Annotated in this window: 23 protein-coding genes; 8 read left to right on the plus strand and 15 right to left on the minus strand. The window is 59.2% G+C overall.

Annotated elements, in window-relative coordinates; all coding sequences use genetic code 11:
• Positions 1-6: 6 nt before the first annotated feature.
• Both ACI514_RS23855 and ACI514_RS23860 read right to left on the minus strand, forming a co-directional pair.
• The gene (locus ACI514_RS23855; RefSeq protein ID WP_405122495.1) at positions 7-672 is read right to left on the minus strand and encodes an RES family NAD+ phosphorylase; all 666 of its coding nucleotides are present in this window, start codon (positions 670-672) and stop codon (positions 7-9) included.
• Between the two features lie 11 nt (positions 673-683).
• Positions 684-1,091 carry an MbcA/ParS/Xre antitoxin family protein gene (locus ACI514_RS23860; RefSeq protein ID WP_134176230.1) on the minus strand — a complete coding sequence of 136 codons (408 nt, stop codon included), beginning with the start codon at positions 1,089-1,091 and terminating at the stop codon, positions 684-686.
• A gap of 333 nt (positions 1,092-1,424) precedes the next feature.
• Between ACI514_RS23860 and ACI514_RS23865 the strand changes: the two genes are divergently transcribed.
• Positions 1,425-2,351, plus strand: coding sequence for a LysR family transcriptional regulator (locus ACI514_RS23865; RefSeq protein ID WP_093430009.1), 927 nt, complete (start codon positions 1,425-1,427; stop codon positions 2,349-2,351).
• Here ACI514_RS23865 and ACI514_RS23870 read toward each other — a convergent pair.
• The 6 genes from ACI514_RS23870 to ACI514_RS23895 all read right to left on the minus strand — a co-directional run bounded on the left by ACI514_RS23870 (position 2,268) and on the right by ACI514_RS23895 (position 6,983).
• Positions 2,268-2,585, minus strand: coding sequence for an AzlD domain-containing protein (locus ACI514_RS23870; protein WP_007952614.1), 318 nt, complete (start codon positions 2,583-2,585; stop codon positions 2,268-2,270). The two genes, ACI514_RS23865 and ACI514_RS23870, sit on opposite strands and share 84 nt — an antisense overlap.
• Positions 2,564-3,280 carry an AzlC family ABC transporter permease gene (locus ACI514_RS23875; protein WP_160054804.1) on the minus strand — a complete coding sequence of 239 codons (717 nt, stop codon included), beginning with the start codon at positions 3,278-3,280 and terminating at the stop codon, positions 2,564-2,566. The genes ACI514_RS23870 and ACI514_RS23875 overlap by 22 nt, the downstream gene beginning before the upstream one ends.
• Positions 3,277-3,654 carry a GNAT family N-acetyltransferase gene (locus tag ACI514_RS23880; RefSeq protein ID WP_008080517.1) on the minus strand — a complete coding sequence of 126 codons (378 nt, stop codon included), beginning with the start codon at positions 3,652-3,654 and terminating at the stop codon, positions 3,277-3,279. Before ACI514_RS23880 ends, ACI514_RS23875 begins: the two co-directional genes overlap by 4 nt.
• 79 nt (positions 3,655-3,733) lie before the next feature.
• The gene (locus ACI514_RS23885; RefSeq protein WP_405122496.1) at positions 3,734-4,480 is read right to left on the minus strand and encodes a 2OG-Fe dioxygenase family protein; all 747 of its coding nucleotides are present in this window, start codon (positions 4,478-4,480) and stop codon (positions 3,734-3,736) included.
• Between the two features lie 232 nt (positions 4,481-4,712).
• Entirely contained in the window at positions 4,713-6,017 is a 1,305-nt protein-coding gene (locus ACI514_RS23890) for an OprD family porin (RefSeq protein ID WP_405122497.1), read from the minus strand.
• A gap of 297 nt (positions 6,018-6,314) precedes the next feature.
• Positions 6,315-6,983 (minus strand): DsbA family protein, encoded by a 669-nt coding sequence (locus ACI514_RS23895; RefSeq protein ID WP_405122498.1) that lies wholly within the window; start codon positions 6,981-6,983, stop codon positions 6,315-6,317.
• A 257-nt stretch (positions 6,984-7,240) separates the two neighbouring features.
• Between ACI514_RS23895 and ACI514_RS23900 the strand changes: the two genes are divergently transcribed.
• Positions 7,241-9,334, plus strand: a complete 2,094-nt coding sequence (locus ACI514_RS23900; RefSeq protein WP_160054796.1) for a TonB-dependent siderophore receptor — start codon at positions 7,241-7,243, stop codon at positions 9,332-9,334.
• 175 nt (positions 9,335-9,509) lie between these two features.
• Here ACI514_RS23900 and ACI514_RS23905 read toward each other — a convergent pair whose 3' ends face one another.
• The 4 genes from ACI514_RS23905 to ACI514_RS23920 form a co-directional block, all read right to left on the minus strand.
• Complete coding sequence (locus ACI514_RS23905; RefSeq protein WP_016986304.1) at positions 9,510-9,722, minus strand: hypothetical protein; 213 nt, start codon at positions 9,720-9,722, stop codon at positions 9,510-9,512.
• A gap of 514 nt (positions 9,723-10,236) precedes the next feature.
• Entirely contained in the window at positions 10,237-11,343 is a 1,107-nt protein-coding gene (aguA, locus tag ACI514_RS23910; protein WP_405122499.1) for an agmatine deiminase, read from the minus strand.
• Between the two features lie 5 nt (positions 11,344-11,348).
• On the minus strand, positions 11,349-12,227 hold the full coding sequence (gene aguB / locus ACI514_RS23915) for an N-carbamoylputrescine amidase (protein ID WP_405122500.1): 879 nt from the start codon (positions 12,225-12,227) through the stop codon (positions 11,349-11,351).
• Between the two features lie 307 nt (positions 12,228-12,534).
• Positions 12,535-15,447, minus strand: a complete 2,913-nt coding sequence (locus tag ACI514_RS23920) for an aminotransferase (protein WP_160054790.1) — start codon at positions 15,445-15,447, stop codon at positions 12,535-12,537.
• Positions 15,448-15,612: 165 nt separating this feature from the next.
• Here ACI514_RS23920 and rfbC point away from each other — a divergent pair, with 165 nt between their 5' ends.
• From rfbC to ACI514_RS23940, 4 genes are read left to right on the plus strand one after another with little or no spacing between them, the layout of a single operon-like run.
• A complete protein-coding gene (gene rfbC / locus ACI514_RS23925; protein ID WP_160054788.1) occupies positions 15,613-16,158 on the plus strand; it encodes a dTDP-4-dehydrorhamnose 3,5-epimerase in 546 nt (181 codons plus the stop codon).
• 42 nt (positions 16,159-16,200) lie between these two features.
• Positions 16,201-18,009 (plus strand): ATP-binding protein, encoded by a 1,809-nt coding sequence (locus ACI514_RS23930; RefSeq protein WP_134176222.1) that lies wholly within the window; start codon positions 16,201-16,203, stop codon positions 18,007-18,009.
• The gene (locus ACI514_RS23935; RefSeq protein WP_405122501.1) at positions 18,006-19,391 is read left to right on the plus strand and encodes a sigma-54-dependent transcriptional regulator; all 1,386 of its coding nucleotides are present in this window, start codon (positions 18,006-18,008) and stop codon (positions 19,389-19,391) included. The genes ACI514_RS23930 and ACI514_RS23935 overlap by 4 nt, the downstream gene beginning before the upstream one ends.
• A complete protein-coding gene (locus ACI514_RS23940) occupies positions 19,388-19,843 on the plus strand; it encodes a YiiD C-terminal domain-containing protein (RefSeq protein WP_160054784.1) in 456 nt (151 codons plus the stop codon). The genes ACI514_RS23935 and ACI514_RS23940 overlap by 4 nt, the downstream gene beginning before the upstream one ends.
• A gap of 206 nt (positions 19,844-20,049) precedes the next feature.
• On the opposite strand, the gene cysQ is transcribed toward ACI514_RS23940, so the two are convergent.
• Together cysQ and nudE are read right to left on the minus strand one after the other, a co-directional pair.
• Positions 20,050-20,877: a 3'(2'),5'-bisphosphate nucleotidase CysQ gene (cysQ, locus tag ACI514_RS23945; RefSeq protein WP_405122502.1), complete on the minus strand. Its 828-nt coding sequence runs from the start codon at positions 20,875-20,877 to the stop codon at positions 20,050-20,052.
• A gap of 11 nt (positions 20,878-20,888) precedes the next feature.
• A complete protein-coding gene (gene nudE / locus ACI514_RS23950; protein ID WP_034151897.1) occupies positions 20,889-21,455 on the minus strand; it encodes an ADP compounds hydrolase NudE in 567 nt (188 codons plus the stop codon).
• Positions 21,456-21,543: 88 nt separating this feature from the next.
• On the opposite strand from nudE, the gene yrfG reads away from it, so the two are divergent.
• Positions 21,544-22,206, plus strand: a complete 663-nt coding sequence (yrfG, locus tag ACI514_RS23955; RefSeq protein ID WP_405122503.1) for a GMP/IMP nucleotidase — start codon at positions 21,544-21,546, stop codon at positions 22,204-22,206.
• Between the two features lie 100 nt (positions 22,207-22,306).
• Here yrfG and lysM read toward each other — a convergent pair whose 3' ends face one another.
• Positions 22,307-22,747, minus strand: a complete 441-nt coding sequence (lysM, locus tag ACI514_RS23960) for a peptidoglycan-binding protein LysM (RefSeq protein ID WP_016986405.1) — start codon at positions 22,745-22,747, stop codon at positions 22,307-22,309.
• A gap of 138 nt (positions 22,748-22,885) precedes the next feature.
• Between lysM and ACI514_RS23965 the strand changes: the two genes are divergently transcribed.
• A complete protein-coding gene (locus ACI514_RS23965) occupies positions 22,886-23,773 on the plus strand; it encodes a LysR family transcriptional regulator (RefSeq protein WP_405122504.1) in 888 nt (295 codons plus the stop codon).
• The last annotated feature ends 71 nt before the right edge of the window (positions 23,774-23,844 follow it).

Genomic DNA, 23,844 nt, shown 5'->3' on the forward strand with positions numbered 1-23,844 from the left:
TGCGTTTCAGACCTGACTGATCTCAAGCACAAACGAAATCTTCTGCTGACTCGCACTCCACACATAGCGCAAATGCTTACCCTGCTTCGGGATCGACACTGCCGGTGGTCGAAACGCCGCGATGCATTCATGGCCCGGCAGGCGAACGCTGTTGTAAAGCAGCCCCCACGACTCGGTTTCGCGCAGTTGCCGGGCGAATTGCTGAGACGGCCCGTAAGCCTCCGGATCCGGATTGTGCAGTTCGGGGTGATCGTGGCGGATATCGTGCAGCGGTTTAACCACCCGATTAACGTAAGTCCGCATGGTCAACTCAATATCCGCTTCCTGAGTCGCCGCAAGAAATCGTTCCTGGTGATAACAGGTCTCGGCGATGGCAGCAGCCTGACTGCTCGCGGCGTAGTAAACGCCGAAGGTGCCGTCGCAGAAACGACTGCGTTTGCCGATGTGGGTAAACGCAGCCATCACCGGAGTCGAGCCGGGACCGGAAAGTCGATCTTCGGGTCTCACGCGGGCGAGAACCCCGGCCTGCTCGATCAGACGATCATTGGTCAGCGCTTCAATTGCGTAGGCAACTTCCAGGTCTTCGGGATCGAGCACGTCTTCGAACAGCGCAATCGGCGGGAAGCTGCTGTTGACGATCCGATAGGCTCTCGGCCAAGCCACATCAGCCATCTCTGGCGCCTTCAACCGCGCACCCCATCGAGGTAACGACGCACATCGGCGATATCGACCACGCGTCCGGCGAGCATGTAATCCAGCGCCGTTTGCCCATTGAACGGCGCCGCCGTGTTCGGACTACTGACCCATGTGTACGCGCGCTCACGGCTGTTGCTGAAGATGATGCTCAACGCCTTGTGAATGCCCATCAGATAAGAGATGCGCTCAAGGGTATCGTTAGGCAGACGTATGTTCGGCAGGTGTTTGTATTTATAGAACGTGGTGTTACCGACACCGCCCAGCAATGTGCGTTGCTGCTCAGCGCTGCAGCCCCAACGCTCCATGAGGTTAAAGAAGAACTTCAGCGCGACGCGACCGGCTTCGGGGGCGTCGAGTTGTTCGCGTGAGGTGAGGGCTGGGGATGAGGTGGGCATTTAGCCGCCTCCTTGATTAGGTACCTGAATATGAGCCTAGTACAGATACGGATACAAATTAATCTTTAATACATAAACGAATGAGAGTTTCGCCAGAAACCGTCGACAAAAACCCATCTCACGCACCAAAACCACGCACTTTTTTTGACCCCCATCACCCCCACGTCACCAAAAACCCCGATCCTGTGTCAGCCTCCAGCCATCGGCGAGGACATCAATTCGCTACTAAACCCGCGACAACTATGCTCAGGTACAGGAATATAGCCAGCATATGGCGCCTGACCGGCAGTCTCGTAAACAACAATACCCAGCCCACTTCAGAGGGCATTACCCATGGATAGCAGAACCTTACGCAACCTCATGCGCATCGTGCAGACCGGCTCGTTGTCGGCCGCAGCCGAGCATTCGTGCCTGACTGTGCAGGCCTTGGCAGCGCAGTTGAACAAGGTCGAAGAGCAGTTCGGTTTCCGCTTGTTTCGACGTTCCAACAAAGGCCTGACGCTGACGCCGCAAGGCACTGAGCTGACGCCTTATATGGACAAAGTGCTGATTGCCACGCGACAGATGGAAGAGAAGGTCGAGGCACTGAAAGTGCCGGGGCAGCGTACGTTGAAGGTTGCGTTGAACAACACCTTGGCGGCTGACTTCAACCGGCGAATGATCGGGCGCCTGATCGAGGTGTTTCCCGATTATCAGATGGAATTCAGCTACGCCGAGTCGATGGAAAACCTCAGCAAGCTGAAGAATGAAGACTTCGACCTGGCGGTACTGATCGGTCCGCAGCGGCCGGGTCTGCCGAGCATTGTCTTGCCGGATGTGCAGGTACAAGTCGTCGGTGCGCATTGCGGGCAGGAGAACGATCCGCTGACGTTGCTGGGCAACAAGTTTCAGGTGCGTCCTGCGGAAGATTGTCCGTATTCCCACAGCTTTTTGCGTTTTCTCGACGCCGGGCTGGGCAATCACGAGAACGGCCAGCGCATGGTCTATTCGTGCAGCGAGACCCTGACGCTGTCGCTGATCACGCAGATGGATGCGGTCGGCATGGTCTCCCGTGAGGCCGCGCAGAAAAACGGCCTGACGATTTTCCCCGGGTTCGAGGATTTCCTCGAAGTGCGCCTGGCGGTGAACAATCCGGAGTTGTCGAACCAGGCGTTGAATGATGTCGTCGATCTGCCGCTACATGAAAGAGCCGAGCGCAATGTACGCAGCCGTCCCAACCGCCACACTGAGAAAGAGGTTTTTGCTGAAATACGCACATAGCAACGTCGGAATCGCGGCATAGAATTCCGGGCGATCGAGCTGTATGTGCTGATCCTTGATCAACAAGGGGGTCAGACTGATCGCAGCGACGATCGCCACCGGCAAGTACTCCAGCGCCCGCGCGACAAACGGCGGCCAGTGCTCGGTATTCACTTGCAGGGGCAAGGCGCGCGGCAGAAAGGTCACGGCCATCATCAGCGCGACCACCAGAATCAGGAACGTTTGGTCAGGCATACACCCACTCCGCAGCCCACAAACGTGGCGATAAACACGTTGAATGGCGAACTGCCGACCAGGCTCAGTGCGCCCATGCACAACACCGCAGCGGCGGCCGCGATGAGTTTGTTGCGGGTGTTGCACAGCGACACCAGCACGTAGAGCATCATCGCCGTCAGGGCGTAGTCGAGCTGATATTTGATCAGGTGCGCCGCGTACTGCGCGCACACTGCGCCGAGCAAACCGCCAAGCACCCACGAGGTGTGGCAGAACAGATTGAAGCCGATCAGATAACGCACGTTAACCGGTGCGCCAGTGCCGAGTTTAACGCTGTGGAACGCGAAGGATTCATCCGTCAGGCCACCGGCGTAAGCCCAGCGCTCCATGCGGCTCAAGCCGAGGGCGCGCAGGGCCTTGGCCATATACACCGACATCAGCATGTGCCGCGCGTTGATTAGAAACGTGGTCAACACAATGGTAGTCAGCGAGGCGCCGCTGGAGATCAGTGCCAGCGCGGCGAATTGCGAAGCGCCGGCGTAAACGAACAAACACATTGCCACCGGCAGCCACATCGGCAGGCCGGCGTTGACGGCCATCAGTCCGAATACGAATGACACCGTGAAGTAGCCAGCTATTACCGGACTGGCTTCGGCAAACGTGCGCGACGGCTGATGGTTGACCATCAGCGGCGCACTGCCGGACGTTTCATTCATAGATCCCTCTCAAATGTCCGTTCGCCGTGGGGCTCGCAAAAACCCTGGGCAGTCCAAAAACGCTTGCCCGCGAGGTTAGCATCGTCGACGAACAGAAACATCCGTAACACCCCGACCCGTTTCATATCGGACGACGCCGCTTCAACCAGTCGTTGACCGACGCCTTGGCTGCGATAGCGCGGGCTCACGGCCAAATGGTTGATGGTGCCGCGACTGCCGAGCATGCCGCCGAGCACCGCACCGACGATTTCGCCGGCGACGTCGAAGGCGAGATAGGCCGTGGTGGTTTTCTGGATCAGCACGCCGCGCAGGCACTTGGCGTCCTGCCATTCACAGAAGGACACTTCGTCGAACTGGCGGAAGAAGCGCTCCATGCGCTGCGCATCCTTGGCCGTGGCGCGTCGCAGCACCACCGGCGTCGAGCACTCGACGCCGTCGATTGGGGTGATCTGATTAGCGAACAATGTCGAAAGCGGTCCCGGGCCGCGAGAAGGAAATCGCCAGAATCTGCCGGTACGCCATCGCATGCGTGTGCGGGTTGCGGGCCGGGGTTACGTAGTGGCGCATGTCGCGATCGAGGAAGTAGGTGGTGTCGAGAATTTCCTCGTAAGTGGTCGATGCCAGTTGATGCTCGTGGGTGTCATACAAACGACTTTCCGCACCCTCGACGTTATTGCGGCCCCAGAAGTGCACACCGCTGAACGGATAACCGTCGCAGTGAATGCCTTCAGGGGTGATTTCCAGTTGTTTGCCGGGTTTTATCTCGATGCGGATCTGATGGATCTGGCACTGCCAGATTTCATCGTGCAGCTCTTCCGGCAGTACGCTTTTGTACACTTCGAAATCGGTGTCGATCAGGCTGCGCATCACCGGCGAAGTAATCACTTCATCGGAGAAGTCCTGAAAGTGCCGCACCAGGCCGCCAACATAGGCGTTGTGCTCTTTCGACTGCACGTAGGCGCGATGCTCGAGCTGCTTCAACTCACGCGTCTTGGGGTTGTACTCAAAGTCGCTGTAACGACGGTAACGCATGCCGGCTTCGGCCTGACCGTAGTAGCTGTCAGGCTCCATGTTTTCCCAACTTTTGGTCAGTCTGACGAAGTCGGCAAAATGACCGTAGAGATTGAAGTCACCACCCTGGACGTTGACATATTTGTCGCGCCGTAGCGATTCGCCCACTTCTCTGTTCAAAACGATCATTACCAAATTCTCCGCTGCGTTGAGCGGCCTAATCTATTAGGTGGAGAATTTGCGTCCATGAGAAAGAATTTCAGGCATTTAAAGCCCTGTTTGAAACGGAGTTTGCAGCGCCTCAAAAACAACTTTCACATGACAAAAACACGGGTTTTTTCTGGTTTTCATCGAAAAACCGTCGAAAAAAAACCCCGAACCAGTCGGGGTTTTTCTCATGTTTCTTACACTTGATCAGGCATCAGAAGATGTTGATCGGGTAATCCACGAATACGCGCAGTTCGTTACCGCTGACGTTGTACTCGCTGGATTTCTGCGAAACACGCAGGATCGAGCTGCGCAGTTTCACGCTCAGGTCTTTGGCCGGGCCAGACTGCACGACGTATTTGAACTGGTTGAAGATCTCTCGCTCGGTGCCGCCTTCGCTGGTGGAAGTGGTGATGTTGTCGCCACGCACGTAAGCAAAGTTGTAGCTCAGGCCCGGTACGCCGAATGCGCCGAAGTCGAGGCCGTAGCCCAATTGCCAGCTACGTTCGTCTTCAGCGTTGAAGTCGGACCAGTAGGAGTTGGCCAGGTAGATGGAGTTACCGCCGTCACCGACACGACCTTGATCTTTCTGGTAACCGCCGTAGGCGTAACCCAGGTTGCTGTCGCCGGTGGAACGCTGGTGCGCCACGGTGAACGAGTGCGGGCCCGTTGCGAATGTTGCGGCCAGGCTCCAGATTTTGTTGTCGCGACCGGTCACGATGCTTTCGCCCGGAACGGTGTTTTCGCGAACGTACGAGCTGTCCAGCTTGGTGCGATAGCCGTTGAAGTCCAGGGTCAACGACTGATCCTTGTTGAACGGCAACACGTAGTTGGCGTTCACGTATTGTTTCTTCAATACGTCTTCGACGTCGGAAGCGTACAACGCACCTTTGAAGTTCTCGGTGAACTGGTAGCTACCGCCCAAAACGTTGATCGACTTCAGACCACCACTATCACGGCCTTCATCGCTCTTGCGCGATTCGGCGGTGAAACGACCGGCGTTCAGTTCCAGGCCTTTGATCTCTTTGGAAGTGATCAGGGTACCGGTGTAGCTTTCCGGCAGCAGACGCACATTGTCGTAGCTCAGCACCGGCAGGGCCGGCATCTGGTCGCCGTAGGTCAACACGGTGTTGGAGAAGCGGAACTTCACCGCGGCACCGCCCTTCGCTATGTCATGGTTCGCGCGGCCGTCATTTTCCTGCTTGAAGAAATCGATACCACCGGCGCCGCTGCGGCCCTTGCCGCCGTCCAGACGCAGTGCGTACAGACCGAAAGCGTCGACACCGACACCCACGGTGCCTTGGGTGAAGCCGGACGAGAACGTACCGATGGCCGCTTGGCCCCACTCGGCCTTGTCTTTGTTGCCGTCTTTATAATCACGATTGATGTAGGCATTGCGCAGCAGCACTTTGAGGCTGCTGTCTTCAACAAAACCCTTGGACTCGGCCTGGTCATTAGCCATGGCCTGAGTGGCGCTCAACATCCCCAGTGCGATCAGACTGATTCGCTTGTTCAACATTTTGTTTTCCTTATTACGGGTTGAAACGCGCTGTGTCGAACGGCGGAAACGGCGCTTTTGCACTCTTTTATTCACCCCGAAACAAAAAGGCCCGCCCACGATAACGTGATGGCGGGCCTGCTCCTTGTTTTGAGTCATGGCGGTTGGCCACAGGCGTTGGGCCGAATCGTAGCCGCGCCTTCAACAATGTGTCAATTTCAAGAATCGTCTTTAAATAGGTAAAAATCGTCTAAGAAACGTAAATTTTGCGCTGACTCCTTGCTGGGAAATGCAAACAGCCAGTGAATCCAGCGCGTATCAGGCGCAACCATCGATAGAACAAAATGCAGAAGTTTTACCGGTTTCATCGAGGACGATTGCCTGTTGCAACCAATCGGCAAATGCCTGCGGCTTGCCCAGCCAGGGGCTGATGTCGATCAACTGGAACGTGCCGTTCTGCTCCAGAGCAATCGTTGGAAAACCCTGACCGCCCAATTGAGCCAAAAACTGGCGACTGGCTTTTATATGCCCCTCGCTATCAACGGACTCAAACGCAAGGTGGAAATCTTCCTGCGCGTAGCCGATCTGCATGGCCAATTCCAACAGCACGGCTGAATCGGCAATGCGTCGCCCTTCCACATAGTGCGCGGTCTGCAACCGCCCCAACATGCGCAGACCGCCTCGGTCGATGGCTTCGGCCGCCATGACCGCCGCAATCGGTGGCGTTGAATCGAACACGGCCGAGTGATCGCGCAGTAAACCGTCGAAATACGCCTCGCCGAAAGGCTGGCCGGTGTACTCGGCAATGCGTCGGTCGTGGGGCATGACGTAATTGCGCAGCTGCGAGGAAACCGGCTGGCGGTTGGCTCCACTCATCATGCCCCCGGCATGGGCGAGCACTGGCAGCACCTGTTGTGCGGCTTCAATCAGCGGCTTGGCGCCATAGCACCAGCCGCACAACGGATCGTAGACGTAATGAACAATCATGGGGAAAGCTCCAGCAAAAAAGTGAGGAAAATCGATGGCGGCAGGTTAGTCCCCGCACTCATGCGGAAAAACGCTGGAATGGCTTTCAGTCTGTTTCACGAATCGGTCGAATTGGCCGACCGGTCAGACTGTGTGGAACAGGACACAAATTGAAACAATCAGACAAGGGAACTTATAAGGAATAATTAACGGAAGTAAATGCAAAGCATTACCATTCGCGCGATCGAATTCTTCTACCCTTTCGGATGCGCTGTTCAATGTCTGCCCCGTTCCGTCTTACGCCCGTCACCCTTGGGCTTTCTGCTTTTCTGTCCAGTGGTTTTGCCTATTCGGCGACCGAACTACCCGCCACCGCGATCAGTGCCGAAGCGCAAGTCGATGACCCGCGCGTGAAGCTCAGCAGCACCGCGACCCGCACCTCGACACCCGTGCGCTATGTGCCGCAGGCGATCGATTCGATCAAGACCTCGAACGTCGCCAACTACGGCACCAATGACATCGCCGACGCCTTGAGCGGCATGCCCAACGTCAGCAGCAGCGCCGATACTCGCTTCGACAGCCTGCGCATTCGCGGCTTTGATGCCAGCAACGATTTCTATCTCGACGGCATCCGCGACGACAGCCAATACAAGCGCGACCTGCACAACATCGAACGCGTCGAAGTGCTCAAAGGCCCGGCCGCCGTGCTGTACGGCCGAGGCAGTCAGGGCGGGATCGTCAACCGCGTGAGCAAAATGCCCGAGTTCGGTCGCCGCTCGACCATCGAAGCACAGGGTGGCAGCGAAGATTTGCGCAGTCTTTACGCTGATCTCAGCACCGACCCGAGCGAAAACATCAGCCTGCGCCTGAACATGGGCAACATGGATGAAAACAGTTTCCGCGATGGCGTCAGTGGCAATCGCCAACTGTTCGCGCCGTCGATGAGCTGGCAACTGACGCCGGATCTGCACTGGCTGGTGCAATACGAATACAGCCGCTACAACCGCACCCCGGATCGCGGCATCCCCGGCGTCAACGGGCGCCCGGCCGATGTCGGTCGTGACACCACCTACGGCAACGATCACGATTTCATCGATGACAAGTCGCAGTCCTTGCGCTCAAAACTCAGCTACGAAATCAACGACAACTGGCAACTGCGCCAGACCCTCGGCGTGTTCAAGCTCGACAGCGATTTCGACAACACCTACCTCACCGGTTACACCCCGGCGACCAACAAGGTCACGCGTCAGCACTGGCAGCAGGATCTGACCACCCGCAACGTCTACAACAACGTTGAACTTGAGGGCGGATTCGACACTTTTGGCCTTGAACATCGCCTGCTGACCGGCATCGAGATCGGCAGCCAGCACCGCGATCCAAAGCTGTATAACGCTGCAACCGGCAGAACGCCCGGCGCGCAGCCGGTGCCGTCGCTCGACCTGTACAACCCGAACCGCGATCTGCGCCACACCGGGGCCATGCAGGTTTCCAGCAGCAGCCACACCGAAGTCGAAAGCCGCGCGGTGTACGTGCAGGATCAGTTGCGTCTGAACGATCAATGGCAAGTGCTCGCCGGTCTGCGCTACGACACCTTCGATATCGAGTCGACCAACAAGCTGCGCAACATTTCTGAAGATCGCGACAGCCACAGCACCAGCCCGCGCGTCGGCCTGGTCTGGACGCCGTTGCAGAACCATTCGTTCTACGCGTCGTGGTCGAAAACGTTTTCGCCAGTGGGCGGCGGCTTGATCGGCATCACCCCAGGCGCGGCCGGCAACACCAACGACCTCAGCCCCGAATTGACCAAGCAGAAAGAGATCGGCGTGAAGAGCGACTGGTTCGATGACCGCTTGAGCACCACGCTGGCGATCTATGACCTGGAACTCTATAACCGCCGTACCACCGATCCAAACGATCCGACCTTGACCGTGATGTCCGGTCTGCAACGTTCGCGCGGGATCGAATTGACGGCCACTGGCAACATTGTCGGCAACTGGTACATGCGCGGTGGCGTTGGTATGCAGGACGCGAAGATCGAGAAGGACAACAACGGCCTGGAAGGCAAACGCATCAACAACGTCGCCAAGCACAACGGCAGCCTGTTCCTGACCTGGAAACCGGAGATGGGCTGGTATGGCGAAACCGGTCTGACCCTGGTTGGCCAGCGCTATGCCGACAACGCCAACACCACCGTGTTGCCGGGTTATGGCCGTTGGGATGCGCTGGTCGGTTACCGCTTCAAGGATTGGGATTTGCGCACAGCGCTGAACAACATCACTGATCGTGAGTACTACGCGTCGGCGACCAGCCAGTATCAGATCCAGCCGGGAGCGCCACGTAGCGTCGTGATGACCGGCACCTATTCTTTCTGATTCAACGCAAAACCTGTAGGAGTGAGCCTGCTCGCGATAGCGGTGTGTCAGTCGACATCAATATCAACTGACAAACCGCTATCGCGAGCAGGCTCACTCCTACATTGGTTTTTGTATGGTGCATAAAAAAGCGCCGCCATCCCGGCAGCGCTTTTACCAATCCCTGTTGTTTTTCTTATCCTTCCATCACAGCCCACAACGCATCCAGTTCGGCCTCGCTGAACAGGTCAGCGGGGTAACGCTCGATCATCATCCGGCGCGGATCAGGTTGCCTGATCTGACGCGTTCCATTGGACTTCAACCAGTGCGCGACAATCTGGAGCGATTCGCCGTTTACGGCCATGGGATGCAACGTCCGCTCGCTGACTACGTTCACTTCGGCGTTCATTTCAGCGCTCTCTCCCCGTTCATGAGCGGCTAAGTTATCCAAGGTTTATGACAGAACTGTTGAAGTTCTCCCCCCTCCCTAGGGGGCGTTCTCAATTAGTTTTCACACCGCGTTGTCGCCTTAAAGCCAGCCAGGCAAGGCGCAGGCCGCTGGGAATGGTTGTTCCCTTTCCAAGGCCTGCAACGCAGACTGGCCGGCTTTAAGGCACAACCCGAAGGGCCGGGCCTGCTGTTGTGCAGGGCTGCGTTGCTCGAAGCTTATTTGGAATGACCAAACCACGCTTCTCGCGCCTTGCCCTGCACAACAGCAGACCCGGCGCGGTGTGAAAACTAATTGAGAACGCCCCCTAGTGCACGGGTGATGAATACAAGAGCTATGCCAAGGTTTCTGATTTGTCGACAAGCGGATACAAAGAAGCCCGCAGTCCAACCGGGCTGCGGGCTTCTGTGCATGCATAGTGAGCTAATCATTGCCCGGCTGATTTATTAATCAACTCAAGCTGTTACGACTCAACTCAATCTTTGTGCGGCGCGGGTTGCTGTTGGGTAAGGCAGTGGATATTGCCGCCACCCAGTAACAGTTCACGACCTGGCACCATCACCACTTCGTGCTGCGGGAACAGCTTCTGCAGGATTTCCTTGGCCGGCGCATCCATTGGATCGTCGAAGCTCGGCGCGATGATGCCGCCATTGACGATCAGGAAGTTCACGTAGGAACCGGCCAGGCGCACAGACGGATTGCGTTCTTGCGTGCCGTCTACCGGATCGACACCGGCGCACTCTTCTTCGGTCGCGTAGAGCGGACCCGGAATCGGCATTTTGTGCACCGTGAACGGGCGACCCTTGGCGTCGGTGCTGCTTTGCAGGACTTTCATCGCCGCCTGGCAGCGCGGGTAGTTCGGATCCTGCGGATCGTCAGTCCACGCCAACAACACTTCGCCCGGACGCACGTAGCAGCAGAAGTTATCCACATGGCCGTCGGTTTCGTCGTTGAACAAACCATCCGGCAGCCAGATGATTTTATCCACAGCCAGATTGGCGCTGAGCACCGCTTCGATTTCTTCGCGGCCCAGATGCGGGTTGCGATTGCGGTTCAGCAAACACTCGTCGGTGGTGATCAGCGTGCCTTCGCCATCGACGTGAATCGAACCGCCTTCAAGCACAAAACCTTCAGTGCGATAACGCGAGCTGCGCTCGATCTCGAGGATCTTGCCGCCGACCTGCGAATCACGGTTCCACGGCGAGTACAGACCGCCGTCGAAACCGCCCCAGGCGTTGAAGTCCCAGTTCACACCGCGCACTTCGCCGCTGTTGTTGATGACGAAGGTCGGGCCGCTGTCACGTACCCAGGCGTCATCGCTGGACATTTCGACCACGCGGATATTCGGCACGTCGAGGCGTGCACGGGCGTTTTCATATTGGCCGGCGGACACGGCCACGGTTACCGGTTCAAAACGCGCGATGGCTTTGGCCACCGCGGCGTGTGCGGCTTGCGCCGGTTTGCCGCCCAGACGCCAGTTGTCCGGGCGCTCGGGCCAGATCATCCAGGTCTGCGTTTGCGGCGCCCACTCGGCCGGCATGTGAAAGCCGTCGGCACGCGGGGTACTTTTCAAGGTGGTCATCGGGATCAGGACTCCAGGGAACCGTCGAGGGTTTTCAACGCACCGTACAGGTTCGGACGGCGGTCACGGAATGAACCCCACGCGCTGCGAATGTGTTCGAGCTCGTCGAGGTTGAAAGTGTGCACAAGAATACCTTCTTCGGTTTTATTCAGCTCCTGCACTTTTTCGCCGAACTGGTTGGCGATGAACGACGAGCCGTAGAACGTGATGTCATAGCCGTCCTGTTCTTCGTTGCCGATGCGGTTGCTGGCGATCAGCGGCATCAGGTTGGCGCCGGCGTGGCCCTGTTGTACGCGCTGCCAGTGATCGCGGGACGAGATGGTCTTGTCGTGCGGCTCGCTGCCGATGGCGGTTGGGTAGAAAAGGATTTCTGCACCTTGCAGCGCCATGCTGCGTGCAGCTTCAGGGAACCACTGATCCCAGCAGATGCCCACGCCGATTTTCGCGTAACGGGTGCTCCACACTTTGAAACCGGTGTCGCCCGGGTTGAAGTAATACTTCTCGTGATAACCCGGGCCATCCGGGATGTGGCTTTTACGATAAATCCCGAGGTTGCTGCCGTCGGCATCGATGATCGCGATGCTGTTGAAACGCGCGCGGCCGGCCAGCTCGTAGAAGCTGATCGGCAGCACCACTTGTAGCTCTTTGGCGATCTTCTGGAAATGTTTGATCGCGAGGTTTTCTTCCACCGTCGTCGCCAGTTGCAGGTAGTCCGGGTTTGGCTTCTGGCAGAAGTACGGCGCCTCGAACAGCTCCTGGATCAGGATGATCTGCGCGCCTTTGGCGGCGGCTTCGCGCACCAGCCTTTCAGCGATTTCGAGGTTGGCTTGCAGATCCCAGGAACAGGCCATCTGAGTGGCGGCGACGGTAACGATACGGCTCATGAATCATCTCCGGGCAAGTGCTTCGACGGTCGACAATTCGACCGAAAAGAAAAACGCGCGCACCGGACATGAAATCGCCATGCCGGAGCAATGGCGACTTTATAGCCGATAAATATCGGCTTTAGAAGCTGATTAATAGCCTTTCGTCTAAATATACCCAACAAAAGCCGATAAAAATCGAATTAGCAACCCAAAACAAATGTGGGAGCGAGCCTGCTCGCGAAGGCGATTGATCAATCAACACAGTGGTTGAATGAGAAACCGCTTTCGCGAGCAGGCTCGCTCCCACAGGGGTCAGTGTGCGTGCTTACAGACCTTCGCTGAGGACTCGATCAAGCATATCGACAAAGAAATCCACGCTCTGGCGCGACGTCACCATCGGCGGTTTGATCTTCAGAATGTTCAGATCATCACCGGTCGGCTGCATGAAAATCCCCAACTCACGCAGGCGATCACACAGTAACGCCGTCTCCTCGGTCGCCGCTTCCAGCGTCTCGCGATTGCGGATCAGCTCAAGCCCGAGATAGAACCCGGAACCGTGCACCGCGCCCACCAGCGGATGTTTATCGATCAGCGCTTCGAGCCGCGCCTTGAAGTGGCCACCGACCACCTGCGCGTTCTCCCAGAGCTTTTCTTCTTCCATGACATCGAGCACCGCCATGCCAATCTGGCAACTGACCGGACTGCCGCCCGCCGACGAAAAGAAATAACCCTCGGCCTCCAGCGCCTCGGCAATTTCCCGCCGCGTGATGACCGCACCCAGCGGTTGACCGTTGCCCATGCCCTTGGCCATGCAGATGATGTCCGGCACCACGCCCTGCTCTTCGAAGCCCCAGAAGAAATGGCCCATGCGCCCGTACCCGACCTGCACTTCGTCGGCGATGCACACGCCGCCCTGCGCGCGTACCAACCCGTACACCTGTTTCAAATATCCCGGCGGCAGCGAGATACCGCCGGCATTGCCATACACCGGCTCGCAGATAAACCCGGCCAATTGGCGCTTCTGCTCGGCGAGCTTTTCCAGGTGATGCTCAACGCTGCGCACATAATCCGGCGCCGAGTCGAGACCGCGGAATTCACCGCGATACGTGTTTGGCGCAGGTACCGGATGCACCCAGTCCGGGCGGCTTTCCAACGCTTTCGGGTTGTCGGCGATTGACGTCGATACCGCATCGGCGCCGACCGTCCAGCCGTGATAGGCCTCAAGCACGCTGATCATGTCGCGCCCGCCGCTGTAGGCCCACGCCAGACGAATCGCCAGGTCATTGGCCTCGCTGCCGCTGTTGACCAGAAACACCCGGTCCATGCCTTCCGGCGCCAATTTCAGCAGACGCTCGGAGAATTCGGCAACCGCCGCATAGTTGAATCGCGAGTTGGTGTTGAGCAGCGACCATTGGCGCGCCGCAACCGCCGCCATGCGCGGGTGGCCGTGACCGAGCACTGCAACGTTGTTGAGCATGTCGAGGTAGGAACGGCCCTGCATGTCGATCAGGTGATTGCGCCAGCCTCGTTCGATGCGCGGCGGGTCGACGTAGTAGTGCTTTTGCGTGCGGGCGAAACTGGCATCGCGGCGCTCGAGCAGGGTTTTCGCGTCCAGCTCCGGCTCGGCATCGCAGGCCAGCCCCAACAATGCCGCTGGCGATGGGCACAGCGCCTGCCAAGCCGCTGCATGCGCCGGGGTGCAAAACAACGGTGCATCAAGCTGCGCGCCCCGGCACAACTGCACCCGCAACGGGCCGCTGACCGCGCCCAGCACCTGACCTTTGACCAGCGCCGCGCCGCTGTGCAGCGACGGTGTCACGCCCCACAGCCGCAGGCTGAGTTGCGGGCCATCCAGTTGCAGCGCACCGTCAGCTGCCTGATGCACGACGCCAGCGAACGGCGCCTCCACGGCGCTGCCATCAGGCACGCGCAATTCCACGTGCAGCGGGAAGGTGTCCGGTTCAACGGCACTGTCAGGACGAGTACGCGACAGCCGGTACTGACCATAACGGCTCGCCGCCAAACCATGCGCTGCAGCCGCTTCAGTCAGCAGGCGCTGGTCGATGCCCGCCTGCTCCCAGTTGCCTGCCTCGAAATGCGGACTCAGGACACCGAGATCGATCAGGGCAAATTCACGTCCGACCAGGCCGGGCAGCAAGGGCGCAAAACCTTCGCTATCGATCACCGGCAATGCGTGACCGACGGCAGTGAGGATCGCCGCTTCCATCAGCGCCTGTGGCACCGATATCGCCACCCTGAAGATTTCCCACTCATGGCTGAGGTTGTCACGGCTGTAGGTATTCGCGGGGTCGATGCTGACCTGTTGCTCGCCACTGAGTACCAGCACCGCCGCGCGCGCGACGATCAATGGCCACAGCGCTTGCAACTCTTCGTGTTGCAGCGGGTTGACCGCGTGGTAGGCCTGCACCGCCGGCAGGATGATAAACGGATCACCATCGGCGTGATGCAACAACGCCGCACAGGTCACCGACAGATCGCTGATGCGCCAGGTGCGCACCAGATCGCCAAAGTCGATCACGCCCTGCAACTGCCAGTGACGCAGGGCATCGCGCGCCCAGACAGCGTTGTCATCGGTGATGTCCATGTGGATCGCCTGCACCGGCAGTTTGCCCTGCAACGGTTGCAAGCGGCGCTCGGCCTGTTCTGCCGCATCGGCAATCAATGCGCGTTGCTGCTCATCCTTGATCACCGGCAGCAGATGGCTGATCAGTGCACTGGCGTGGCGGGCATCCCACTGCAATGTGCGCTCAAGGCCCGGATGGTCGAACCCGGCCAGCGCCAGATCCATCTCACCGCAGAGCCGGCCAAAACCCGCCACCACTTCCTGGCCCAGGTGATCGAGATGTGTCAGCGGTTGGCCGTCGATGTAATCGAGCAGACGCACGTGCACCGCTTCGCCCCCAACCTCCAGTGACAGCAGATCCTCGCCGTTATTGGCCGCGATCACCCGCGGCACCGTCACCGCCGCCTGCTCGGCCAGGTACTTGAGCCCAGCGTGCTGGGCTTGCAGCTCCACCAGGGCGTAATCGCCACGGCAGATTTTCAGCACGAACCGACCGCGCGGGCTGTCGACGCGGAAATTGAGATCCTGCTGGCTGCCAAGGGCCTGCAACGTGCCGCTGAGTCCGTAATGTTCCGCCAGCCATTGCCGGGCCTGCTCTGCAGAAACCTGCGGGCTGGGCAAACTGGCGCGATGAATCAACGTGGCGAGCGGCATGAAACGACCCCTGAAATTTTATTAGGCGCCTATATCGCCATTGCTGCGCGCTATCCGCAACCCCCAACCGTGTAAAGGCATCCGGGCTATTTGTCTTCCAGCACTCGCACCCTTCGGCACTTTGCGCAAGAATGACGGCCATTCACACCTGCCTAGGAAGCCCCCATGAATGTAATCACCACCGACCTGCCCGGTGTCTTGATCATCGAACCGAAGGTGTTCGGTGACGAGCGCGGTTTCTTCTACGAGAGTTTCAACGCCAAGGCGTTCCAGGACGCTACCGGTCTGGACACGCAATTTGTTCAGGACAACCACTCGCGCTCGCAAAAAGGCGTATTGCGTGGCCTGCATTACCAACTGCAAAACACTCAGGGCAAACTGGTCCGCGTGACCGTTGGTGAAGTACTGGATGTCGCCGTGGATATTCGCCGCAGCTCGCCGCACTTCGGCAAATCCGTAGCGGTGCGTCTTTCTGCGGAAAACCATCGTCAACTGTGGGTGCCGGAAGGTTTTGCCCATGGTTTCGTGGTGCTGAGCGAGTTCGCCGAATTCCTCTACAAGACCACCAACTACTACGACCCGTCGTCCGAGCGCAGCATTCGCTGGGATGACCCCGCTCTGGGCATCGACTGGCAGTTGGACGAAGCGCCTAAGCTGTCCGCCAAGGATCAGGTCGCAGCGTTGCTCAAGGACGCTGACGTCTTCGCCTGAGGCCGGGCATAATGCGCCTGTCCCTACAGGCGCATCTGGCTCATGAAACCAACCCTTCCCCGCAGACCTCGCTGGCGCAGCCTCGCCCTGCTGGCCCTGTGTCTGGCGCCGCTGTTGTGGCCGCTGGAACATCTGGCCGAGCGCTATTACCGCAGCGAACTGGCCGGACAGAACCGTCAGACCCTCGACCTGTACGTCGCCAACCTGCTGGGCACCCTGCACCGCTACGAAGTGTTGCCACAGATTCTCGGCGACCTGCCGGCCCTTCGCTCGGTCCTCGGCGCGCCGGACGACGGCGTTACCCAAGGCAATGCCAATCGCCTGCTGAAGAACATCGCCGCGCAGACCGGCGCCGAAGTCATGTACCTGATGGACACCAGCGGGCAAACACTGGCCGCATCGAACTGGGACAAGCACGACAGCTTTGTCGGCCGCAACTTTTCGTTCCGGCCGTATTTCAGTGAAGCCATGGCCGGACGCCTCGGTCGCTTTTTCGGTCTCGGTACCACCTCGGCCAAGCGCGGTTACTTCTTCGCCGCCGCCGTGCGCAACGGCGAAAAAATCATCGGCGTGCTGGTGATCAAGGTCGACCTCGACCACACCGAAAGCCTGTGGGGTAAAACTCCGGAACAACTGCTGGTGACCGACCACAACGGCGTGGTCATCCTCACCTCGCGTCCGGAATGGCGCTTTCGCTCGACCCGTAAATTGAGCGATGGCGAACGCTCAGCGATCACCGCCATCCAGCCCTACCCGACCCGCGAGCCACGTCCATTGAACCTCAGCCCCAGCGCGTGGCTGATTCAGACCCACGACATCGCCGAAACCGGCTGGAGCGTGAGCATCCTCGCGCCGCGCACGCTGATCGACCGTCCGGTGCGCACCGTGGTTGCAATCGGCGGCGCCACGCTGCTGGTAGTGATGCTGTTGCTCGGTCTGATGATGCAGCGCCGTCGGCATTATCTGGAACGCATCGCGTTCGAGGCCAAGGCACGCCGTGAACTGGAAGGCCGTGTGGCGGAACGCACCAGCGACCTCGAAGGCCTCAACCGACGTTTGAAAGAAGAGGTGCTGGAGCGTGAACAGGCTCAGCAGGAGCTGGTGCGCGCCCAAGATGATCTGGTCCAGGCCGGCAAGCTGTCGGCGCTGGGGACCATGTCAGCGAGCATCAGCCACGAACTCAATCAGCCGCTGGCGGCGATCCGCAGCTACGCGGAAAACGCCGAGGTGTTGCTCGATCATCAGCGCACCGACGACGCTCGCGGCAACCTCAAACTGATCAGCGAACTGACCGGGCGCATGGCCTCGATCATCGCCCACCTGCGCGCCTTCGCCCGTCGTGATCGCCACGCGCCGGAGAGCGTTGCCCTGCAACCGGCGCTCGACGATGCCTTGGCGCTGCTGGCCAAACGGCGCCGGAGCATGGAAGTCGAGCTGATCCGCGACCTGCCCGCCGCCACCCTATGGGTCGAGGCCGGGGAAACGCGTCTGCGCCAAGTGCTCGGCAACCTGCTCGCCAACGCTCTCGATGCCCTTACCGAAAAAGGCCCGCCGCGCAAACTCTGGCTGAGTGCCGAATCCACCGCCGAGGGCGTCAATCTGTACATTCGCGACAACGGCCCGGGCTTTTGCATGGAAGCCCTTGGCCGCGCCAGCGAACCCTTTTACACCACCAAGACCCGCACTCAGGGCCTTGGTCTGGGGCTGGCCATTTGTGAAACGCTGATGCGCGCCTTCGGCGGTGAACTGTCGTTCGCCAACCACAAGCAAGGTGGCGCCTTGATTACCCTGCGGCTGCGCGCCGGTGCGCCCGGGGTCAGCCTGCAACCGTCCGAGGATCGAAGTGCATGACCATCGACAATCGCATTCAGGTGGTGTTGATCGACGACGATCCGCACCTGCGTCAGGCCCTCGGCCAGACCCTGGATCTGGCCGGCCTGAAAATTCTGCCACTGTCCGAAGCCAAGGGCCTGGCCGCACAGCTTGAGCGTGACTGGCCGGGCGTGGTGGTCAGCGACATCCGCATGCCGGGCATGGATGGCCTGGAATTGCTCAGCGAACTGCACGCACAAGATCCGGAACTCCCCGTGCTGTTGATCACCGGCCACGGCGACGTGCCGCTGGCGGTACAAGCCATGCGTGCCGGCGCTTATGATTTTCTCGAGAAACCCTTCGCCAGCGATGCGCTGCTCGACAGCGTGCGCCGCGCCCTCGCTCTGCGCCGCCTAGTGCTGGACAACCGTAGCCTGCGCCTGGCCCTCAGCGACCGCAACGAACTGAGCGCGCGACTGGTCGGCCACTCGACGCCCATGCTGCGCTTGCGGGAGCAGATCGGTGCGCTGGCCGCGACCAAGGCTGACGTGCTGATCCTCGGCGAAACCGGCGCCGGCAAGGAAGTCGTCGCCCGTGCGCTGCACGATTTATCCAGCCGCCGAAATGGCCCGTTCGTGGCGATCAACGCTGGCGCACTGGCCGAGTCCGTGGTGGAAAGCGAACTGTTTGGCCACGAACCCGGCGCCTTCACTGGCGCGCAGAAACGTCGGATCGGTAAATTCGAATTTGCCAATGGCGGCACGCTGTTTCTCGATGAAATCGAAAGCATGAGCATGGATGTGCAGGTCAAGTTGCTGCGCATGTTGCAGGAGCGCGTGGTCGAGCGTCTGGGCGGCAATCAACTGATCCCGCTGGACATCCGCGTGATCGCCGCGACCAAGGAAGACCTGCGTCAGGCCGCTGATCAGGGCCGCTTCCGCGCCGACTTGTATTACCGGCTCAATGTCGCGCCACTGCGCATTCCACCGCTACGCGAACGTGGAGAAGATGCGTTGGTGCTGTTCCAGCATTACGCCGATGAAGCCAGCACCCGCCACGGTTTGCCGCCACATGAACTGCAGCCGGCACAACGCGCCTTGCTGCTGCGCCACACCTGGCCGGGCAACGTGCGCGAACTGCAGAATGCCGCCGAACGTTTCGCCCTCGGCCTGGAACTGGCGCTGGATAACGCTGGCGCCGAAGGCGGTGGCAGCACCACGATCGAGGTCATCAATGGGGGTCTCAGCGAGCAGGTGGAAAATTTCGAGAAGTCGCTGATCGCCGCTGAACTGGCACGCTCCCACAGTTCGGTGCGCAGCCTCGCCGAGGCCTTGGGTATTCCGCGCAAGACTCTGCATGACAAGTTGCGCAAGCATGGTCTCAACTTCGGCGACAGCAGCCATGGGGACGAGAACGAATGAGCACCGACAGTCACTATCTGGAGTCCGTGCTCCATCACGATATTCCACTGACCCGCGACATGGGCCTCAAAGTGCTCGACTGGCGCGAGCAGCAATTGAGTCTGCATTTACCGCTGGATCCGAACGTCAATCACAAGAGCACCATGTTCGGCGGCAGCCTTTACTGCGGCGCGGTGCTGGCCGGTTGGGGCTGGTTGCATTTGCGTCTGAAAGAAGAAGGAATCACCGACGGGCACATTGTGATTCAGGAGGGACAGATCCGTTATCCACTGCCCGTGACCGGCGATGCGGTAGCAATTTGCCCGGCGCCTGATGCGAAGGCGTGGAAGAGGTTTCTGGCGATGTATCGGCGTTATGGGCGGGCGCGGTTGGCGCTCGATACGCGGATCGTCAATGCGGGTAGCGATGAGGATGCGGTGAGGTTTACCGGCCAGTACGTTTTGCACCGCTGAAGATCAAAAGCCCCTCACCCTAGCCCTCTCCCAAAGGGAGAGGGGACTGACCGAGATGTCTTGCGTTGTACATCGACCTGGAAGATCGCAGCGATTATGGATTCAGCAAATCCTCGACCAGGTCAGCGCTGCTTTCCAATATCCCTCGGTCGGCTCCCTCTCCTAGGGGAGAGGGCTGGGGTGAGGGGGATTGCGGATCAGCCCACTTAACACCGAGCCAACTCCAACAACCTGGAACGCCACGCCGCCTTCGCCGGCAGCGCCAAAAAGAACTCGTTCAACAGCGATTCCCGCGCCGGATAACAGAACGCTTCCCCGCGCAGATCCAACACCTCACCGCCCGCCCCTTCCAGCACACCTTGCGCCGCCGCCGTGTCCCACTGCGAAGTCGGTGCCAGGCGCGGATAGCAATCCGCCGCACCTTCGGCCAGCAGGCAAAATTTCAGCGAGCTGCCGATATTGGCCAATTGCAACTCGCCCAGACTCGCACTCAACCCCGCCAGCAAGCGCTCCTGCTCAGGACTGGAATGCCGACGGCTGGCCACCACGGTAAACGCCTCTCCCGGCCCCGGCACATCACGCACCTGAATCGCAACCGGCGTGCCGCCCTTGTCGCAGCGCCACGCACCAAGCCCGGCGCCGCCGACATAAAAGCGACCGTTGGTCGGCATCGACACCACGCCAAATACCACGCGACCGTTTTCGATCAGTGCAATATTCACAGTGAACTCTTCGCTGCCGCTGATGAACTCCTTGGTGCCATCCAGCGGATCCACTAACCACCAGCGCTGCCAGCCGGCGCGTACGCTCTGGGCGATGTTGGCGTCTTCTTCCGACAACACCGGAATGCTCGGATCCAGCGCCGTCAGCCCGGCAAGGATCAGATGGTGCGCGGCCAGATCAGCCGCCGTCACCGGCGAGTCATCGGACTTGGCCGTGACTTCAACGCCGGAGCGCCAGAACGGCAAAATCGCCTCGCCGGCCTGCAATGCCAGCTCAACGACCGGCGCCATCAACGGGTGGGGAAACGTCATCGATATCTCACTCATGCTGGAAAGAACCCGCGCTCGGTCAGCAGATCGCGGGTCAGATACAGTGCAGCCAACGCACGGCCTTCGGAAAATTGCGGATTGAGCGCCAGCGACGACAATTCGCGCAGGTTCACCTTATCGACGCGCATCGGTTCGGGCTCGTCGCCTTCCAGCCGCTCTTCGTACAAATCGGTAGCCAGAACGACCTGGATCTTCTGGCTCATGTAACCGGGCGATAACGACAGCTCGGTCAGATGCTCCAGTTGTCGCGCGCCAAATCCGGCTTCTTCCTTGAGTTCCCGCTCGGCTGCCGCCAATACGTCTTCGCCCGGTTCGATCAAACCTTTAGGCAAGGACAGTTCGTACTCATCGGTACCGCCGCAGTATTCCTCGACCAGCACTGCATGTTCGGCATCCAGCATCGCCACGATCATCACCGCGCCGTAGCCCGCACCTTTGCCGACCAGACGCTCGTAAGTGCGTTCAACGCCGTTGGAAAAGCGCAGCTTGAGTTCTTCGACGCAAAACAGACGACTGGTGGCGACGATCTCGCGGGCAAGTACGGTGGGTTTCTGGCGCATGCAAAGCTCCTTGGCGTGAACGCGCTACTATAACGCGGCTTTCCCGATTGTTTACGTCGGATATCTTTCTACCGCTCGAGACGTTGCCATGCCTTCATTACCGTGGTCCGACATCGATACCGTTCTGCTCGACATGGACGGCACGCTGCTGGATCTGCACTTCGACAATCACTTCTGGCTGGAACACCTGCCGCAGCGCTACGCCGAACTGCACGGGGTCAGCCGGGCCATGGCCGAGATGGAATTGCAGCCGTTGTTCGAACGCCACGCTGGCCAGTTGCAGTGGTATTGCCTGGATTTCTGGAGTGCCGAACTGAAGTTGTCGGTGCGGGAATTGAAGCAGGAAACCGCGCACCTGATTGCCTTGCGGCCGGATGCCGATACCTTTCTGGAAGCAATCAAACGTGCCGGTAAACGGGTGATCATGATCACCAACGCGCACCGCGATTCACTGTCGCTGAAGCTGGAACGGATTGAGCTGGCGCCGTATTTCGAACGGCTGATCAGCTCCCACGATTACGGTTTTCCCAAGGAAAACCCGCAGTTCTGGGATGCCTTGCAGGCAGACATCGGCTTTGATCCGTCGCGCAGTCTGTTTATCGACGATACCTTGCCGATTCTGCGCAGTGCGCGGGACTTTGGTGTCGCGCATTTGCTGGCGGTGAAAGAGCCGGACAGCCGCAAGGGGCCGAAGGACACGGCTGAGTTTGCGGCGGTTGAGGATTACCGCAGTTTGATCGCAGGGCTTTGATCTTTGTAGGAGCTGCCGAAGGCTGCGATCTTTTGATCTGGTTTCTAAAAAACAAAGTCAAAAAATCGCAGCCTGAGGCAGCTCCTACAGGTGTTTTGTGTTACTCAGGAATACGCAGAGTCTGCCCCGGATAGATTTTGTTCACATCCTTGAGCATCGGTTTGTTGGCATCGAAAATTTTCTGATACTTGTTGGCATCCCCGTACACACGCAGAGAAATAGCGCTGAGGGTGTCACCCGACTTGACCACGACAAATTGTGCGGCAGTGACAACCGGGCCACTCACAGTAATCTGGTCATCCACGCTGCCAACCCCGGCAATATTGCCCACCGCCAGCAGAATCTTCTCTTTCTCTTCCTGACTCGCGACTTCTCCGGTGACGGTCACTTTGTCGCCATCCACCGTCGCCTGCACATTCGGATTGCCCAGGCCGACCTTGCTGATGTGTTCCTTCAACTGCTCACTGGCATTGGCGTTGCCCGGGGTCAGCAGATCGATCAGCTTTTCACCGGCTTCTTTTACAAAACTTAAAAGACTCATCGTGGTTCTCTCCATGGAATAAAGGTTCAGTCGTCCAAGCCTAGACCACCGCGGACAAACCCGGTTCCAAGCCGACCAATGACCCTGCCGCCGCGCAAGCGGTAGAATCCCCCACCCCTGCCAGCGCCTGGAGCGAAGATGGACATCAAGCAGCTGAAATTCCTCATCGCCCTCGACGAAACCCGCCACTTCGGCCAGGCCGCCGCGCGTTGCCACATTACCCAGCCAACCCTGTCGATGCGTCTGCGCAGCCTCGAAGAAGAACTCGACCTGCCGCTGGTCAACCGTGGCCAGCGTTTCGAAGGTTTCACCGCGCCGGGCGAGCGGGTGCTGGCGTGGGCGCGCTCGGTGATGGCGGCTTATGACGGTTTGCACGCGGAAGCAGCGGCGTGTCGCGGCAACCTGATCGGCACGTTGCGGCTGGGCGTGGTGCCGCTGTCGAGTTTCGATCCACTGCCGTTGATGCAACGCCTGCACAGCGCCCACCCGAATCTGCGCTTTGAAATGTCGGCACTGAGTTCTGAGCAGATCCTCGAGCATCTGGCGAACAACCGAATCGACATCGGTGTTTCTTATCTCGACCGCCTGGATCACGAACGTTTCGAATCACTGGCATTCGACGAAACCCGCATGGGCCTGCTGTACGACCAGCGCACTTTTACCTTCGGTGAAGCTCCGCTGAGCTGGGAATCGCTGATCAAACTGCCGCTGGGCATGCTCACCAGCGGCATGCATTTCCGTCAGTCCATCGACCACAACTTCCACAGCCGTGGCCTGACTCCGCAACCGTTGCTGCAAACCGATGCCGTCCATCAATTGTTACAAGCGGTACACGGCGGTTTTTGCTGCGCGATCATGCCGCTCGACGGCGGCCTGGAAAAACTCACCGACCACCTGCGCCTGCAATCGATCGAAGACGCCCAGACCCTCGCCCCGCTTGGCTTGATCATGCGCCGTGGCGCCCCACGTTCCGCGCTGGCCGAGGCCTGTTTCGCGCTGTATCAGCAATCGCCAATTGCCTCATGATCGACGGCATCTATCGATAGATCGACACTAGCGATTAGACGCGACAACTTGCCGCGCCTAGTCTTAACGTT

The organism is Pseudomonas sp. M20, assembly GCF_045037865.1.
Classification (GTDB): domain Bacteria; phylum Pseudomonadota; class Gammaproteobacteria; order Pseudomonadales; family Pseudomonadaceae; genus Aquipseudomonas.

What these genes read in the sequence shown, in the direction of transcription:
- ACI514_RS23855 (WP_405122495.1), bottom strand. Translation starts at nt 672, where the DNA reads ATGGCTGATGTGGCTTGGCCGAGAGCCTATCGGATCGTCAACAGCAGC.
- ACI514_RS23860 (WP_134176230.1), bottom strand. Translation starts at nt 1,091, where the DNA reads ATGCCCACCTCATCCCCAGCCCTCACCTCACGCGAACAACTCGACGCC.
- ACI514_RS23865 (WP_093430009.1), top strand. Translation starts at nt 1,425, where the DNA reads ATGGATAGCAGAACCTTACGCAACCTCATGCGCATCGTGCAGACCGGC.
- ACI514_RS23870 (WP_007952614.1), bottom strand. Translation starts at nt 2,585, where the DNA reads ATGCCTGACCAAACGTTCCTGATTCTGGTGGTCGCGCTGATGATGGCC.
- ACI514_RS23875 (WP_160054804.1), bottom strand. Translation starts at nt 3,280, where the DNA reads ATGAATGAAACGTCCGGCAGTGCGCCGCTGATGGTCAACCATCAGCCG.
- ACI514_RS23880 (WP_008080517.1), bottom strand. Translation starts at nt 3,654, where the DNA reads ATGGAGCGCTTCTTCCGCCAGTTCGACGAAGTGTCCTTCTGTGAATGG.
- ACI514_RS23885 (WP_405122496.1), bottom strand. Translation starts at nt 4,480, where the DNA reads ATGATCGTTTTGAACAGAGAAGTGGGCGAATCGCTACGGCGCGACAAA.
- ACI514_RS23890 (WP_405122497.1), bottom strand. Translation starts at nt 6,017, where the DNA reads ATGTTGAACAAGCGAATCAGTCTGATCGCACTGGGGATGTTGAGCGCC.
- ACI514_RS23895 (WP_405122498.1), bottom strand. Translation starts at nt 6,983, where the DNA reads ATGATTGTTCATTACGTCTACGATCCGTTGTGCGGCTGGTGCTATGGC.
- ACI514_RS23900 (WP_160054796.1), top strand. Translation starts at nt 7,241, where the DNA reads ATGTCTGCCCCGTTCCGTCTTACGCCCGTCACCCTTGGGCTTTCTGCT.
- ACI514_RS23905 (WP_016986304.1), bottom strand. Translation starts at nt 9,722, where the DNA reads ATGAACGCCGAAGTGAACGTAGTCAGCGAGCGGACGTTGCATCCCATG.
- aguA (WP_405122499.1), bottom strand. Translation starts at nt 11,343, where the DNA reads ATGACCACCTTGAAAAGTACCCCGCGTGCCGACGGCTTTCACATGCCG.
- aguB (WP_405122500.1), bottom strand. Translation starts at nt 12,227, where the DNA reads ATGAGCCGTATCGTTACCGTCGCCGCCACTCAGATGGCCTGTTCCTGG.
- ACI514_RS23920 (WP_160054790.1), bottom strand. Translation starts at nt 15,447, where the DNA reads ATGCCGCTCGCCACGTTGATTCATCGCGCCAGTTTGCCCAGCCCGCAG.
- rfbC (WP_160054788.1), top strand. Translation starts at nt 15,613, where the DNA reads ATGAATGTAATCACCACCGACCTGCCCGGTGTCTTGATCATCGAACCG.
- ACI514_RS23930 (WP_134176222.1), top strand. Translation starts at nt 16,201, where the DNA reads ATGAAACCAACCCTTCCCCGCAGACCTCGCTGGCGCAGCCTCGCCCTG.
- ACI514_RS23935 (WP_405122501.1), top strand. Translation starts at nt 18,006, where the DNA reads ATGACCATCGACAATCGCATTCAGGTGGTGTTGATCGACGACGATCCG.
- ACI514_RS23940 (WP_160054784.1), top strand. Translation starts at nt 19,388, where the DNA reads ATGAGCACCGACAGTCACTATCTGGAGTCCGTGCTCCATCACGATATT.
- cysQ (WP_405122502.1), bottom strand. Translation starts at nt 20,877, where the DNA reads ATGACGTTTCCCCACCCGTTGATGGCGCCGGTCGTTGAGCTGGCATTG.
- nudE (WP_034151897.1), bottom strand. Translation starts at nt 21,455, where the DNA reads ATGCGCCAGAAACCCACCGTACTTGCCCGCGAGATCGTCGCCACCAGT.
- yrfG (WP_405122503.1), top strand. Translation starts at nt 21,544, where the DNA reads ATGCCTTCATTACCGTGGTCCGACATCGATACCGTTCTGCTCGACATG.
- lysM (WP_016986405.1), bottom strand. Translation starts at nt 22,747, where the DNA reads ATGAGTCTTTTAAGTTTTGTAAAAGAAGCCGGTGAAAAGCTGATCGAT.
- ACI514_RS23965 (WP_405122504.1), top strand. Translation starts at nt 22,886, where the DNA reads ATGGACATCAAGCAGCTGAAATTCCTCATCGCCCTCGACGAAACCCGC.